Here is a 15,644-nt window from a genome sequence, read left to right on the forward strand (position 1 = left end):
GATCAGTTCATCTACCAACAATGGTCCTGCGAATAATCCCTACAGATGGTCCAGTAGGAATGCTCCGTTCTACTACTTAGCCGAGCCCTGAGGTTCCACTAGGACTGCCGCGGTGCGCGCCGGAATAGTCAGCTCACCGGTGGCACTGTCGAACGAAGTTGACTTCACCCGGTCATCACTGCCTTTCGCAAGAGACTTGGCAAGCGAGTAGTCGTGACCTACCAGCTCCTCAAGCTTTTGCGTGCTCTCCTTCGGCGAGGCATTGAAGAGGACTAAGGCACCGTCATGCTTGCGATCGACATCCTTACCCACCGTGTCGTCAATGCGCATCACGATAATTCCCGGTTCAGCCTCAGACCCGCCCAGCGGGAAGCTCACCTTTTGCCCAATGAGATCAGCTGAGCCCAATCGCAAGAGTCCAACTTCCTTGCGGGTCTGCAGCAAGTCCAAGGCTGCCCCTTCAGCATCAGCCATGGCCTTGGCATCCGGCTTGAGCGCAGGGTCTTCTAATAGTGGAGCCATCAGATCCCACTTCTCCCCGTTATCTGCCTCGGGCGGAAGACCCGAGCCAAAAGTATTTTCCACTCCGGTGAAGTCGATGCGGTTGAACCAGTCCCCCGAGTTATAGGAATTTCGGTCCAAAGACTTTGAACGCAATAACTCGGTTCCGGCATGCCAGAACGTAACAGCTTGTGAATACATCACGGTTGCTTGCGAGAGAGTATTCATCCGCACCCGATCCTCCATGGAAGTATCTCGTGGCAACTTGAGCACAGTGAGGTCGTAGAGCGTTTCATTATCGTGCGCGTCAACATAGTTGATCACTTCTCCCGGCTGCGAAGCATAGCCTGCTTTCGCTCCGCGGTAATCCAATTCATCACCACGGTGCACACTGCCATCCGAAGCGAGGAATTCGAAGTCTGCGAGATTGCCAGCCAAGCCGAGCTTCACTAGGTCGGTTTCGTGGCCGAGATCTTTCAACGCTTCCTCGGTGCTCCCATTGACCTTTTTACCGTTGGGATCCGTTCCCAAGCCAGTACCAAAGCCCTGACGGAATGTTGAGGATGATTCAACAGGACTGCCACCATGAACGGCATCGCGCAGTCGGTCGTTAAAGGTCCCGATGCCGGTACCGTTCATTTGCCCCTGAGTCGCTTGATAGAAGCGAGCATTGTCCGCCACCTCACCAAAGTTCCATCCTTCGCCATAGAGGTAAATGGACTTGCCGTCCACTCCGTCACGTCCCGGCTTCAGTTCATCTAATGCACTGCGTACGGCTTCCATGGTTTCTCGTGAGTGGTGGCCCATGAGGTCAAAACGGAATCCATCAACCTTATAGTCCTTGGCCCACACCACCAGGGCATCAACCATCAGTTTCTGCGCCGCAGCGTGTTCCGTGGCCAGGTTCTGACAGCAGGTCGAGGTTTCCACTTTCCCGGTGGCATCAAGTCGGTGGTAGTAGCCAGGCACGATCTTATCCAGCACACTGCGATCGGCTTGACCCGAGGCTGCGGTGTGGTTGAACACCTGATCAAGCACTACTTCTAGCCCCATGCTGTGCAAGGATCCAACCATCGAGCGGAATTCTTCGACACGGTTCGCTCCTTCAGGGTTCGTGGCGTACGAACCTTCCGGAGCCATGAAATGGAAGGGGTCGTACCCCCAGTTGAATCCGTCTTCATCACCGTGGGCAGTAACGCACTCTTGTTGTTTGCTGGAAGCTGCCGGCAGCGACTTCAGATCACAGTCCGTCTCAACACGTTGTGACTGTTCCTCCTCAATGGTGGCGATATCAAAACTTGGCAGCAGGTGAACGGTAGTCAGGCCAGCCTCGGAAAGCTGTTTGAGCTGTTTACTCCCGGCCCCATTTGCTCCAAACGCTCCGTAGCGGCCCCGCTGATTCTCGGGCACCGAAGCATCTGAAATCGAGAAGTCACGGATCTGCAGTTCATAGATGCTGCGGTCCACGTCCTTTTCGACGTTTTTGGCTTTGGCCTTACGCCACTGTTTTGGCTGGTGGTGAGGGTCTTCCAAGCTCACCGCGACCGAGTGGGTGGAACTAGTGGTCAACGCAACCGAATATGGATCGGTAACAATATTCGTTTCGATCTTGCCCGTTTCAGGGACAAAGACCTGAACTTCCCACCGGTACTTCGCCTCAGCCATCTGAGGTTTACCCTTTACCGTCCACACACCGCTGTCCTTCGAATAGCTAGCAGCGTATCGTGCAGTCTTCTCCTTCTTGTCAGTAATCAGCAGTGTTGTTTTTTGGGCCGTGGGTGCCCAGAGCCTAAAGGTAGGGCGTTTTCCGGTGAAGCTCACGCCGAGTTCTACATCGTCAAGCGCCTTGGCATAGAGATCATCAATGACACCAGCACTCTGAACTCCGGTGAAGGCGGTGAGTTTCTGGGTATCCCCTTCGCCATCAAATCGTGCCAATGCCAGTTGTGAACGCAATGCAGAGGCTACGTCTTCGCGATCTAGCTCAACACGCAAGGCACGGTAGTCGGCAAGGTGTGGGAACTTCTTGCGTTGTTCGGCACTCAACCCACCAATAATTTCTTTGAGCTCGATTGGCTTCGCACCGGAGATCTCTTCTCCCTCCAATTTCAAGCTGGCGTCCTTTGAAGCGTAGAGGGCATAGTTTTCACCAGTGCCTAGATCACGAGGAATCGCTAGGGTGTCAGCGGAAATCCACTGCGCTTTCATTTGACCAACGCCGGCGACTGTTTGGGTGTCAGAACCAATCTGCAACAGGTGAGTCTTCGAGTCGTAGCTGAAGCTCACTGGCTTTCCTTCGGTTACCGAAAGACTGTAGTTAGCACCTCCGACGGCACCGTCAACGCCATAATTTTCGTCCCACCCGAAGTTGTGTGACACCTTAAATTCGTAGGTACCAGCCGGGATCTTCTCCGTAGTGAATTCGTAGGTACCGTCAGCATCAGAGTCCGCCATTAAAGTAGCGAGACAGGTTGGATCCCAGTCGGATTCACAGCCCAATTCGTCTTGAAAACTTCCCGGTAAGGTGATCATCGGACCCTGTTGATCGCTTTGTGCGATGTTGTTGCGGGGATCGAAGAAGAACTTGACGGTCCCACCTTCGTGAGAATATTTAAGGTTGTCACCACCGGCAATACCAGCAGCGCCATAGTTCAGATCCCATGATCCATTGATGGCTACCTTGTATTCATAGTCCCCTGCTGGGACATCGAATTCACCAGAATAGACCCCGCCAGGCTGTTCAGTGAGTTTGGCTGCCTCGCAGGCCGGATCCCAGTCGGTGACACAACCCATTTCGGTGTTATGGCTTCCCGGCACGGTGACCATGGAGATATCCGATTCAGCCGGTTTTTCCTTCGCAAACCCGGAAACGTCGTTGCCCACGGAAGCATAGGTGGAAGCGGCGCTGTGTTCTCCTGCGGCATTGGTACTCACGGCACGATATTCCACCAAGGTGCCTTGTGGTAGCGATGAAACGTCGTGGAAGACTCGTGGGGTGTGGTCTTCTGCCACGCCCAGTAGGTGCCACTTCTCGGTGCCCACTTCACGCCACGACATGCTTGTTTCAGCCCACGCCTGTTCGCCTAAATCCACGGATACGGGTGTTGCGCCGCTGAGCCCGGCCCCAGATTTTGGAGCGGAAATCTCAGGTGTGAAGGCAGCACTATCTACGTTCTTGTCAGCTTTATAAACCACTGCAGATAGCGCTGGCACCGTCACGTTGAGTTTCCCGTCCGCAGCACTGCTGAGTTTGTCTTCGGCGCCATAGAGCGCTGAGTAGGTTGCGTCGGAGGTCAGAGTCGACAACTCAACATCAGCGGATTCTTCCGAGTTGTTCAGGGCCACCAGGTATTCGGTTTTCTCGTCACGGTCCACACGCGAGAATGCATAGACTCCCTTGGAATCTTGGGCGTATAGCTCTACTTGTGCCCCGCCCTTCAGCGCTTTGTTTGATTCGCGAAGTTTAGAGAGGGCCGCGATGTGCTGGTACATCGGAGAATCACTGTCATAACGATCTTGGGTTCCGAGCTTTTCTCCGGTAATCAATTCTTGGTTCTGATACTCCGAGACTTGAGAAGCGAACAGTGATTGGCGAGAATCCTTGTCTCCACCGGTGCCTGCAAATCCTTGTTCGTCACCGTAGTAAACCACCGGCTGGCCACGGGTCAGGAACATCAGTTCATGGGCCAGTTCATCACGTTTGAGTTTCTGATTGCTGTTGTTCAGGAAGTACCCAATGCGCCCCATATCGTGATTGCCAAGGAAAGTTGGTAGAGCATCAGCTGAGGTGTTTGCCGTGGTGTAGTAGTCATCCGCCGAGAACAGCGTGCTTAGCGTTTTGGCTGAATTTCCTCCCGCGAAACCGGCAGCAGCAGATTGGAACGTGAAATCAAGGACGGAATTCATTTCCGTCTTACGCACGTAGGGCGAAAGCTTCTTTGCATCGGCATCATAAACTTCGCCAAACATGAAGAAGTCGTCTTTACCCTGGGCTCGTGCATAGTCCTGAACTTGTTTGGTCCATTGTTCCCAGAATTCAAAATTCACATGTTTTGCGGTGTCGATGCGGAAGCCATCAATTCCGAAGTCCACCCATTTCTTGTAGACCTCTGCGAAACCGTTGACTACCTTAGGATTTTCGGTCATGAGGTCATCAAGCCCCTGAAAATCGCCATAGGTGACCGACTCACCTTCCCAGGTTGAGTCCCCGCGGTTGTGATAGAGCGTTGGATCATTGAGCCAGTCGGGGACCTTCTTGACTTGGTCAGAAACAACCGGGGTATAAGGGAAGGAACTGGAAGCGTCTAGCTCTGGGAAGGTATCACTGCCTGCGTAGTCCGCCGGGTCAAAGGCTTGACCCTGAGCATCCTTATAGGGAACGGAAGACTGCTCAACGTAGGAATACTTCTTTTCCTTATTGTCGATGAGATCCGCGGTATGGTTCACGAGGATGTCGAAATACACCTTGATGCCACGCTTGTGGGCGTCATCAATCAGTTCGGAGAGTTCTTCATTGGTGCCTAGATGTGGGTCGATCTGAGTGAAATCGGTGACCCAATAGCCGTGATATCCGGCGCTGGCATCATCACCACTACCCTGAACCGGCATGTTCTTAAAACTGGGCGTGAGCCAGATGGCGCTGGTGCCAAGGCCCTGAATGTAGTCGAGCTTGGAGTGTAAGCCTGCGATATCACCGCCTTGATAGAATCCTTTGTCCGTCGGATCAAACCCGGTGGTTAGTCGATCACCTTCCAAACCGCCGGTGTCGTTAGCCGTTGAGCCATTGGCAAAGCGGTCTGTCAAGACGAAATAGAATTGCTCACCAGAACCGGCTTGCCTGACCGGCGCAGCGACCAATTCGGCATCAGTATCTGAATATTCTCCGCGAAGGTCCAGTGGCACAACTTGTGTCAGCCCAGTGGCCGTATCAAAGGTGAAGCGCAATCGGCTATCCGCACTCAGGGCTAGGGGAATGTTCTCTTCTCCCCCATCCAGTCCATGAGACGTGTCAAAGCTTTTGTTCAACGCTACTTTGTATTCATAGTTCCCCGCCGGAACTTCCACTTCCAGGCTGTATTGCCCTTCCTGGTCCGTGGATTGCAGGCTGGTAGCTTCACAGTCAGCCATCCAGTCAGCGGAACATCCCAACAACGACTGAAAAGAACCGGCCAGAGTCACAGAAGTTTCATCTGCCACGGCGGGAATATTAGCCAGGGGTGCCATGGGTGCGAGCGCCAGCATCGGGGTTGCGGCCAAGGCGGTGACCCAACGACGCCAACTACGTTTATGAAGGTATGGTGGCAGTGGCTGACTGCGCACGGAGGAAGCAGCGCTTTTGCTGTTCACGAAATGCTCCATTGAGTTCGAAGGTGCGAGCGGCAAGCCATAAGAGCTGACTCGCCAGTGATTCAGCCCACACTACTGAGCGAATTCCATCAAGTGCAAGCGTTTCCAACATTTACACTCGGATGCAGGGAAAACATCAAACTTTTCAGTATTTTTCCAACTTTTTACATAGGAAACGTTTGCACAATGCGGCACAAAAGTCTCCAATTCCCATTGTCCGGTCAGGTCGGCAACCCCACTACAAAAAGAACCTCCAGACAGCTTTTGGCTGTCTGGAGGTTCTTTTTCGTACTAGTTCTTACCGTCCGCCGGTAGCAGGGCTTGATGCACGACGTGGTCCACGTGAGCGACCACCTGCGGCACCTGCAGCATTGCGGCCTCCGGATCGTGCTGAGCGTGAGGAGTTCGACGGACGCTCGCCATTCGCTCCACGAGCCGAACGGCTTGGACGCTCAGCATTAGCGCCGCGTGATTCGCGTGCTGGACGCTCCGACTGGTTCGATGCACCGGAACGATCTGAACGGCGACGGTCTCCGCCGCGGCCCTGTGCCTCACCGGCAGGCTTGCCGCCGCGTGCATTGCGTGCGCCACCGCGTCCGCCACGGGCGTTCGAGGATTCGCCGGCAGGCTTCTTCTTCGCTGGGTTGCGGGTCTGCTGTGCTGGAGCAACATAAGGAACGAGTTCGGCAACTTCGCCGACGACCTTAGCCACAACTGGCGAGTTCAGGTTGACCTTTTCGAAAGGTACCTTCAGCCCGGCCTGCTTCAGCAAAGTCGAAACGTCGCCCTGCTGATCAGGGGTGCAGATGGTCACTACGGTTCCATCCGAACCTGCACGTGCGGTACGGCCCGAGCGGTGGGTGTAGGCCTTGTGTTCTGCCGGTGGGTCCACGTGCACAACGAGCTCCACACCATCAACGTGTACGCCACGGGCGGCCACGTCGGTGGCTACCAGTACCTTCGCCTCACCCGAGGAGAAGGCTGCGAGGTTGCGATCACGAGCGTTCTGCGACAGGTTGCCGTGCAAATCAACTGCCGGGACTCCAGCCTTTGAAAGGACAACTGCCATCTTCTTGGCGTGGTGCTTGGTGCGCATGAACATGATGCGGCGTCCGGTGCCCTGAGCCAGAATACGGATCAGTTCCTTTTTGTCGTCAGCCGGGATCACGAAGACGTGGTGTTCCATGGTGTTCACCGCGGCTTCCGGGGCATCAACCGAGTGGATGGTTGGATTGCTCAGGTAGCGCTTGACGACCTTGTCCACGCCATTGTCCAAGGTGGCGGAGAACAGCATGTGCTGGATTCCTGTTGGCATGCGGTCCATGATGCGGCGCACTACCGGCAAGAAGCCCATGTCGGCCATGTGGTCGGCCTCGTCCAGAACCGAAATTTCCAGCTGGGACAGGTCAACGACCTTCTGCTTGATCAAATCGTCAAGGCGGCCGGGGCAGGCAATGACAATGTCAACGCCCTCGTTCATGGCCTTCTCCTGGCGGCTCTGAGCCACGCCGCCGTAGATCACGGTGGTGCGCAGTCCGGAGGCTGCCGCCAGTGGGTCCACTGCCTTGGCAATCTGGGTGGCCAATTCGCGGGTTGGAGCCATGATCAATGCTCGTGGGAAGCGAGCCTTGCGACGCTGTGGTCGCTGCGCCAAGCGCGCTACCAATGGGATCGAGAAGGCAAGGGTCTTGCCGGAACCGGTCTGTCCACGGCCCAGGACGTCGCCGCCTGCAAGTGTGGTGGGAAGGGTCGCTTCCTGAATGGGGAAGGCCGATTCGATGCCTAGCTTCGCCAAGACATTCGATAGGTTTTCGGGCACGCCAAGGGCGCTAAAAGTTGTAGTCACGCTCAAACTTTCTCTCTGATTCGCACGCCGGTTTCGACGTTTGGTTTCGCCGAGCCAGGAGGAAGTCCACCACAAGCAAAAGCCATAATCGGGCCGATAACTTGGGGAGAGGAAAGGCGCATTGCGGCGCAGATCATCAGCGGGAAATCTAAACTGTCGACGAATGCGCACCGAGCTTTCCGGGAGAATCACCAAATCACTTACTGGTGCGCACAACCCCAGTCTACAGGCCATTGACGGACCCAGACAGTGCCTGAGTCCGTCAAATGCCCGCAAATCAAGAGATCTCAGACACGTCGGGGGTTATTCGGCCTTCTTCGCGAGCTTCGAGGGCCACCAGACTTTCGGCCCGATTTCCTCCACTAGCGCCGGCACCAGCAGGCTTCGAACGATGAAGGTATCAAGCAGAACCCCGAAGGCCACGATGAATCCCAGCTGGGCGAGGAACATGATCGGCACGACACCCAAGGCCGCAAAAGTCGCTGCCAGAACTACACCCGCCGAGGTGATCACCCCGCCGGTTACCTTCAGCCCCCGGCGCATGCCCTCGCGGGTTCCATACTTCAAGGTTTCCTCACGCACCCGGGTCATCAGGAAGATGTTGTAGTCCACGCCGAGGGCCACCAGGAATACGAAACCGAACAGGGGCACCGCCGGGTCTGCGCCGGAGAAGTTGAAGATGCCGTTGAACACCAAGGCGCTCACGCCCATTGCGGTTCCGTAGGAGATGACCGTGGTGACGATCAACAGCACCGGCGCGAGCACCGAACGCAGCAACAGCATCAGAATGATCAGGATCGCTATGAGTGTCAGCGGAATGATCTTGGCCAAATCCGCCAGAGCGGTATCGGCCGTGTCGAGCTGCGTCGCGGTGGTTCCGCCGATCAGCGCCTCGGCGTCCACCGCATGAACCGCCGCGCGGAGTGCGCCAATGGTTTCCTTGGCTTCATCCGAGTCCGCGGCGTCGCTCAATGTGATGGAGATCAGGCTGCGTCCCTCGATCACTTGCGGGTCGGCACCGCGTGCGGCCATGGCTGGCCCGCCGTCTTCTGCCTGCAAGTAAGCGGAGTCCACTCCGGTGACATCCAGTACATCTTCGAGGATGATGGCCGCATCGGCTTCGCTCACCACCGCGATGGCTGGTGAGCCGGATCCCGCAGGGAAGTGCTCACCGAGGGCGGCCTGCCCGTCCCGTGATTCCGAACCGCCAATGACCAGCTCGCTTTGCGGAACGCCATGCGCCTTGAGCTGGGTTACCCCCAGCGCACCCGCGGCAAGAACCAACAACGTGAGGATCCAGATGGGACGCGGATGGGCAGCGACGAAGTTCGCGATGCGCCCCCACAGCCCTTCTTTCACCACGGCATGCTCACCGTGCTGTGCGGCTTTCGGCGGGAATGGCCAATAGGCGGCCCGGCCGAGCAGGCCAAGCACTGCGGGCAGGAAGGTCAGAGCGGCAATGATGGAGAAGATGATGCCGCTGGCCCCAATCGGCCCCAGCGCCTTGTTCGAGTTCAGATCGGAGAACAGCAGGCAGAGCAGGCCGACCGTCACGGTGCCGCCGGAGGCGACAATCGGCTCCAAGGAGCTGCGCCAGGCCTTGGCGACGGCTTGGCGCTTGTCCTTGCCTTCCGCCAGAGCTTCCTTGTGCCGCGCCACGAAGAGCAACGAGTAATCCGTCGCCGCACCGATCACCAGAATCGACAGGATTCCTTGCGACTGCCCGTCGAGGCTGATCCACTGCGCATCGGCCATGTAGTAAACAGTGAGGATCGCCGCGCAAAGCGCCACCACCGAGGTGAGCAATACTGCAAATGGCAGCAGCACCGATCGATAGACCAGCAGCAGGATGACGAGCACGGCCACGAGGGCTACGCCCAGAAGCACCCCGTCAATTCCGCCGAAGGCTTCGGTGAGGTCGGCGCTGAACCCGGCGGGGCCGGTGACATAACCCGTGGTGCCATCGGGGATGATCTGCGCCAGCTTCGCCCGAAGGTCTTCGACTCCAACATTCGCTTTCACCTCTGCGCTCACCGGCACCAGCAGTTCAACGGCTTGCCCGTCTTCCGAAACGAAGGGGCCGGTAACCTGCCCGTCAAGATAGGCGAAGTCCGCGAGCTGCGCGGCCAGGTCCTCCCCGGCACTGGCCGGGAGGTCGGTTTCGCTCGTGACCAGAACCACCGCCGGAATCGCATCCGAGGTGCGGAACTTGTTCTGCCATTCAAGGGCTCGGGTCGCCTCTGCGGTTGCCGGCAGGAAGGCAACCTGGTCATTCGTCTGGACTTCGGAGAGCTTGCCGAAAGTTGGCCCGCCCACCCCTGCAATCGCCAACCAAAGCAAGATCACCAGGGAATACACCCCCAAGCGGACTCCCACGGCTTTCTTTTTCGAAGGCAACTCTGGCTTTCTCAGATGCGGCACGATTTGTTCCTTTTCGCAATGACACGGTTCTGCCAAGAATGTCGGGCAAGCTCAGCCTAGCAGAAAGTAGTTCCATCATGGAATGATTAAATGAACTATACAATCAAAGCCATGTCTACGACTACAAACCATCAGCTTGTGGCGCTATTAAGAGAATTCGGCCTTGCATCCGATCGATATGTTGAGTCGACCGGATCGATCCACGGCACGCACCGCACGGATATGAACGCGCTTTCGATCATCATGAAGCATCAGCTGCGCGGCGCCCTTCCCTCCCCGCGGGATCTAAGCCGGGACCTGCAGTTAAGCTCGCCGGCAACGACGGCGATGCTCGATCGGCTGGAAAAGATCGGCTATATCGAACGGCAGCGAACCGACAAGGACCGCCGGGTCGTGCGCATCGCGATGACCGACAAAGCACGCCGCGCAGGGAAGGAGATGTTTCTGCCGCTGGGCAAGAACATGCTCGAAATCGTCGCCGACTACGATTCCGAGCAAATCTCGCTCATTACCGATTTCATGAGCCGAGTCGTAGCCGGGGTCGACGCCGCCAGAGCTGAAGTCGTGTCACGTCACGAAGCCAAATCCGCTCCGGGGGCCGAAACACACTAAGCTGATCCAGTGACTCTTGCACTTTGGATCTCCCTGCTCGGAGCGAGCATCGTCATCAGCTTCACCCCGGGCGCTGGCGCAATCAATACGATGACCAACGCGATGAGGCTTGGCTTCCGCTCATCCATCTGGGGAATCCTCGGCCAGCAGATCGCGTTGCTCATGCACGTGATCATCGTTGCCGCTGGAGTCGGGCTGCTGGTTGCCGGATCACCGGCGATCTTCGCCGCGGTGCGCTATGCCGGCGCGGCCTATCTGGTGTATTTGGGCATCCGCATGATTCTTTCCAAACCGGATGTCGCCTCGGACGGAACCACTCAAGGCGGTGCGGTGGGCCGCTGGGCGATGGTTCGGCGCGGAATCCTGGTGAATCTGCTGAACCCCAAAGCCATCGTGTTCTTCCTGGCGTTCACACCGCAGTTCATTCGTCCGGACCAGCCGCTGATCGCGCAGTATGCCATCTACATCGGCACGATCATTTGCGTGGATATCTTGGTGATGTGGTTCTTCTTCGCCGCCACGGCACGCACCTTTCAACGATTCACCGCCACCACGCGCGGAGCGAAGATCCTTAATCTGGTCTTTGGCACGCTCTTCATTTTCGTGGCCGCACTGCTGCTTTTCCTGCATTAGTCACCGCGCAGCACCACGGCACCGAAGCGCGTAGCAAAATCGTTGCCTTTTTGTTCTCATAAATTAGGGCGCGTAGCTCTCGAAGGTTAGCCCCACTTGTGCCTAGACTAATGACATGTTCCGGATAATGATCGTGTGCACGGGAAACATCTGCCGTTCGCCTATGGCCGAGTACATGCTCAAAAATGCGTTGGGCGACGCGGGGGTCTCCGAGGTCGAGCTCTCTTCCAGGGCGACCACCGACGGGGAAGTTGGCCATCCCATCGACCCGCGGGCGGCAAACACCCTGCGCGAGCACGGTCTTGATGCCACCGAGCATGTGGCGCAACAGGTCACCGTCGAAGAACTGGCGCATATGGACCTGGTATTGGCAATGGACACCGATCACTTCGAATTCCTTGTGCCGGACCTAGCCGAGATCGACCAAGCCGATCGACCGCTGCTTCGCATGTTCCGGTCTTTCGATCCGGCAATTGCCAACGAGCCCCATGACAGCCAGGGCGTTTACGACCCTTGGTATGGCGACGCCGGGGATTTCAGGGAAACTTGGAAGATGATCGCTGCCAGCCTGCCCGCCCTCGTCGATTATGTGCGGAGTAATATCGCCTCCCGTGGAAACCGCTAGACCATATATTATTGCCCTCGACGGTCGTTCCGGCGCGGGCAAAACACAATTCGCGGCCGCCCTAGCCACCACCCTGGGGGCCAGCGCAAGCGCGGATATCTTGCACCTCGAAGACCTGTATCCCGGATGGGATGGGCTCGGACGCGCCCGGAAGCTCTACGCTGAGATCCTGCCCGAACTGGCTCAAGGCCACGAAGTGGCTTGGCAAGCCTGGGACTGGGAAACGAACCAATATGGGGCGCCACGAACCTTTGCCCCCGGCCCGGTGCTCATCATCGAAGGCGTTGGCGCCGCTGGAACCGCTGCGCGCGACTACGTGGATGTGAGCATCTGGCTGGACGCGCCCGCGACCCTGCGCCGCGAGCGGGCGTTGGCGCGAGACGGCGAAACCTACCGCCCGTACTGGCAGCAGTGGGCTGCCCAAGAGACGGCCTATCTCCACGCAGAGGCCCCGCAAGAACACGCCACCATCGTGCTGAATGCGGCAACGGAGCAAACCCCGAGCCAACAGCTACGCGCGGCGCATCGATTCCTCCCGGCCGCGCTGCAACGCCTGCTCCCCCACGATGAACCGGCGCCGGCCCCAGCGCTGCAGGCGACCTTCGCGGCGCCGGCAGATGTAGCGGCCCTGTTTGAGGCCGTAGCCTCCGCCCTGCCGAGGGCCGCACTGCTGGAATCCACGAGCCACAAACTTACCGATCCGTTGGATCGCAATAGGTACTCGGTGCTCGCCTTGGCGCTGGATCCCGCCGCCGCAGTCCTTTCGAGCGTAGCGAATCGAACCGTAGTCCATGCCGGCTCGGCCACCGTGCAGCAAGGCGGGGAGTTCTTCACCGCCCTGCACCGTTTGTGGCCCCCGCACTCGGCGCTGGCCCAGGAGTATCCGCTGCCGCAATGGGTGGGCTATCTGGGCTATGAATTGAGCCGCGAGCTCGGCGCACGAGATCGCAGCGTCCTGTTGGCCGATGGCAGCACTCGGCCCGACGCGCAGTTCTTCTGCCCCGATGCCCTCTTGGTCGTCGACCACCGGCTGGATCGCCTGATGCTCCACTGCGCCGCCGACCGCGTAGCCGCGCTTAGCGAGATCATCGCGGCGGCCGCCGTGGCCGGTACGCGCCAGGGCGCCCCATTGCCGGCCCTGGCCTTCGAATGCGCAGATTCCGCCAACGGATATCGGCAGAAGGTCCGGACGGTTCAACAACAGATTTTTGAGGGAAACACCTACGAGGCCTGCCTCACCACTGTGCTGAAAGCCCGGGTCGAAGATTTCTCGCCCTTCGAAGCCTATTGCCGGATGCGCGAATCCAGCCCCGCACCTTTTGCGCACTACCTTCGCATAGCGGATCTCGAGGTCGCCAGCATCTCCCCGGAAAGATTCCTGAGCTTGGACGCCCACGGCAAACTTCGTGCCGAACCGATCAAGGGAACCCGCCCGCGCGGTAAAAGCGAGCCCGAAGATCTGGCGCTGGCCCACGATCTGGCCACGCACCCGAAAGACCGCGCCGAAAACATCATGATCGTGGATCTGCTGCGCAACGATCTGTCGCACTATGCGCTCCCCGGCACGGTAGCCGTCAAGCGCCTGTGCGCGGTGGAGACCTATGCGACGGTTCATCAAATGGTTTCCACCATTGATGCCCGGTTGCGAAGCCGCCAAGACGCGGCCCTGGCCCTGCGCGAAGCTTTTCCTCCGGGGTCGATGACCGGAGCCCCGAAGCTCTCGAGCATGGAGATCCTCGACGAATTGGAAGAGCAACGGCCCCGCGGGCTATACTCGGGCGCCGTAGGCTACCTTGGCCACGATGGATCGGCGGATTTTTCGGTAGTCATCCGTACCCTTGTCTGCGATCGGTTGTCCACCGATGGCTGGGAATTGAGCCTCGGGCTTGGCGGTGCCATCACCGCCGATTCCGACCCGCAGGAGGAATGGGAAGAAGTGCTCACCAAATCCGTGGGTGTGCTTTCGGCGCTCGGCACAGAATTCCCGGTGCGAGACTGAGCCCCGTGGATTACTGCAGCGTAGCGGTCAGCCGGCAGACGTTGTCGATCCAGCGCTGCAAGCGTGGACGGCGGCGCCACTCGCTCAAGGTCAGCTCCGAAGATATTTCGCGGTAGTGATCTTGCACCTTGTTCACCGCGTCGACAATCTCCGGGCCGAGCATCATCACCGAAATCTCCATATTCAAGCTGAACGACCGCATATCCATATTCGAAGAGCCGACCACGGCAACATCGTTATCGGCGGTGAAACACTTCGTGTGCAGCACCTTCGGGGCCGGGTAGCGGTAGATTCTCACGCCAGCTTGCAGCAGCTGCTGATAATAGGACTGTTGCGCGTGATGCACCAGGAACTGGTCTCCTTTTTCGCAGACGAAAAGCTCGACCTCCACGCCGCGTTGCGCGGCGGTGGTGATGGCATAGAGCAGCGAATCATCGGGGACGAAATACGGGCTGGTGATTTTCAGCCGTTCGGTGGCCGAGTACATCAGGGTATTGAATAGCCGCAAGTTATTTTCGGATTCGTAGCCCGGTCCACTCGGCAATACCTGGGCGAGTGTTGCTCCGGGTTGATCTGCCTGCGACAGCGGGTGCGAGGCTTCGGTCAAATCCGACAAGACATCGGTAGTGTCATCTTCCTGCCACCAATCGGTCGCGAAGGTGACGTCCAGGCTACGCACCAATGGACCCTCGACGCGCAGCATCATCTCGACCCATTCGCGGCCTAGGGCATGGGCTGACTCGCGCTTGTAGCCCGGTTCGATCAGGTTCTGGCTGCCGGTGAACGCTACCGCACCGTCCACGACGAGGATCTTGCGGTGGTTGCGCAGATCCGGGCGTCGCCAGCGCCGGCCAATCGGGTCGATGGGCAGCATCGCGCGCCATTCGATGTCCGATTTGCGCAGCCGCTTCTTCAAATCCCGGTAGCCGATCACGCGCAAGGTGCCTAGGTGGTCGAAGAGCAGGCGGACGTTCACCCCGCGGCGTGCGGCGGCCTCCAATGCGTCGAGGACCGGGCCAACATATTCTTCATCATCGCCCATGATGTAGAACTGGATGTGCACGTAGCGTTGCGCCTGCTCGATGGCCTGGCGCATGGATTCCAGGGATGCCTTGTAATTGGAAAGCACCTCAATTTTGTTTCCTCCGTCAAGCGGGAACGCCCCAAGCTTGCGATTGAGGACGACCGCAGACTCCACCCATTCTTCGGTGGAGTGGAATTCTTCGGGAAGCTGCATGTGGGAGGTGGCGTTCGTGATGCTTTCATTGGCGCGGCGTTGCTTCTCCAAACGACGCCGCGAAAGCCTCGGATTCGCAAAAAGCAGGTAAGCGGCCAGGCCTGCCACGGGAATGAAATAGATCGCCAATAGCCAGGCCATGGCGGTGGTTGGACGGCGGTTTCCGGGGACGATGCCAATCATCACGAAGCGCACAATGATGTCAATTGCTACGGCAATTGGCCACAGGAAGGCACCAATCTGAAGCAACAGTTCGCCGCTAGGCAACATCTAAACACGCTCCGCTCTCTTTTTCATTTACGAATTTAGCGTCTTTGACGCAGTCAGCGCGCCAAACTCCTTGACTTAGACTATCCAATCCGTGGCGACTTGTGCGTGCTTGAAGCCCTCATTGGTGCGTAGTGCGGCAAAGTTTCGATAATCT

At 58.0% G+C, this 15,644-nt stretch carries 8 protein-coding genes; 4 read left to right on the forward strand and 4 right to left on the reverse strand.

Annotated elements, in window-relative coordinates; genetic code table 11:
* Window positions 1-72: 72 nt before the first annotated feature.
* The 3 genes from pulA to ACT3TP_RS06845 all read right to left on the reverse strand — a co-directional run bounded on the left by pulA (window position 73) and on the right by ACT3TP_RS06845 (window position 10,114).
* Window positions 73-5,742 carry a pullulanase-type alpha-1,6-glucosidase gene (gene pulA / locus ACT3TP_RS06835; protein WP_444620122.1) on the reverse strand — a complete coding sequence of 1,890 codons (5,670 nt, stop codon included), beginning with the start codon at window positions 5,740-5,742 and terminating at the stop codon, window positions 73-75.
* A 403-nt stretch (window positions 5,743-6,145) separates the two neighbouring features.
* Window positions 6,146-7,693 carry a DEAD/DEAH box helicase gene (locus ACT3TP_RS06840; RefSeq protein ID WP_444620006.1) on the reverse strand — a complete coding sequence of 516 codons (1,548 nt, stop codon included), beginning with the start codon at window positions 7,691-7,693 and terminating at the stop codon, window positions 6,146-6,148.
* Between the two features lie 303 nt (window positions 7,694-7,996).
* Entirely contained in the window at window positions 7,997-10,114 is a 2,118-nt protein-coding gene (locus ACT3TP_RS06845) for an MMPL family transporter (RefSeq protein ID WP_374955691.1), read from the reverse strand.
* A 111-nt stretch (window positions 10,115-10,225) separates the two neighbouring features.
* On the opposite strand from ACT3TP_RS06845, the gene ACT3TP_RS06850 reads away from it, so the two are divergent.
* From ACT3TP_RS06850 to pabB, 4 genes are all read left to right on the forward strand, one after another.
* Window positions 10,226-10,726, forward strand: coding sequence for a MarR family winged helix-turn-helix transcriptional regulator (locus tag ACT3TP_RS06850; RefSeq protein ID WP_105553363.1), 501 nt, complete (start codon window positions 10,226-10,228; stop codon window positions 10,724-10,726).
* 9 nt (window positions 10,727-10,735) lie between these two features.
* Window positions 10,736-11,359: a LysE family transporter gene (locus ACT3TP_RS06855; RefSeq protein ID WP_105553273.1), complete on the forward strand. Its 624-nt coding sequence runs from the start codon at window positions 10,736-10,738 to the stop codon at window positions 11,357-11,359.
* Between the two features lie 115 nt (window positions 11,360-11,474).
* Window positions 11,475-11,984 carry a low molecular weight protein-tyrosine-phosphatase gene (locus tag ACT3TP_RS06860; RefSeq protein ID WP_105553364.1) on the forward strand — a complete coding sequence of 170 codons (510 nt, stop codon included), beginning with the start codon at window positions 11,475-11,477 and terminating at the stop codon, window positions 11,982-11,984.
* Window positions 11,971-13,983: an aminodeoxychorismate synthase component I gene (gene pabB, locus ACT3TP_RS06865; RefSeq protein WP_444620010.1), complete on the forward strand. Its 2,013-nt coding sequence runs from the start codon at window positions 11,971-11,973 to the stop codon at window positions 13,981-13,983. The genes ACT3TP_RS06860 and pabB overlap by 14 nt, the downstream gene beginning before the upstream one ends.
* A 10-nt stretch (window positions 13,984-13,993) precedes the next feature.
* Here the strand turns inward: pabB and cls are convergent, their stop codons facing one another.
* The gene (gene cls / locus ACT3TP_RS06870) at window positions 13,994-15,490 is read right to left on the reverse strand and encodes a cardiolipin synthase (protein WP_444620012.1); all 1,497 of its coding nucleotides are present in this window, start codon (window positions 15,488-15,490) and stop codon (window positions 13,994-13,996) included.
* Window positions 15,491-15,644 lie beyond the last annotated feature (154 nt).

This window comes from Glutamicibacter sp. AOP38-B1-38, from assembly GCF_052377485.1.
Classification (GTDB): Bacteria; Actinomycetota; Actinomycetes; order Actinomycetales; family Micrococcaceae; genus Glutamicibacter.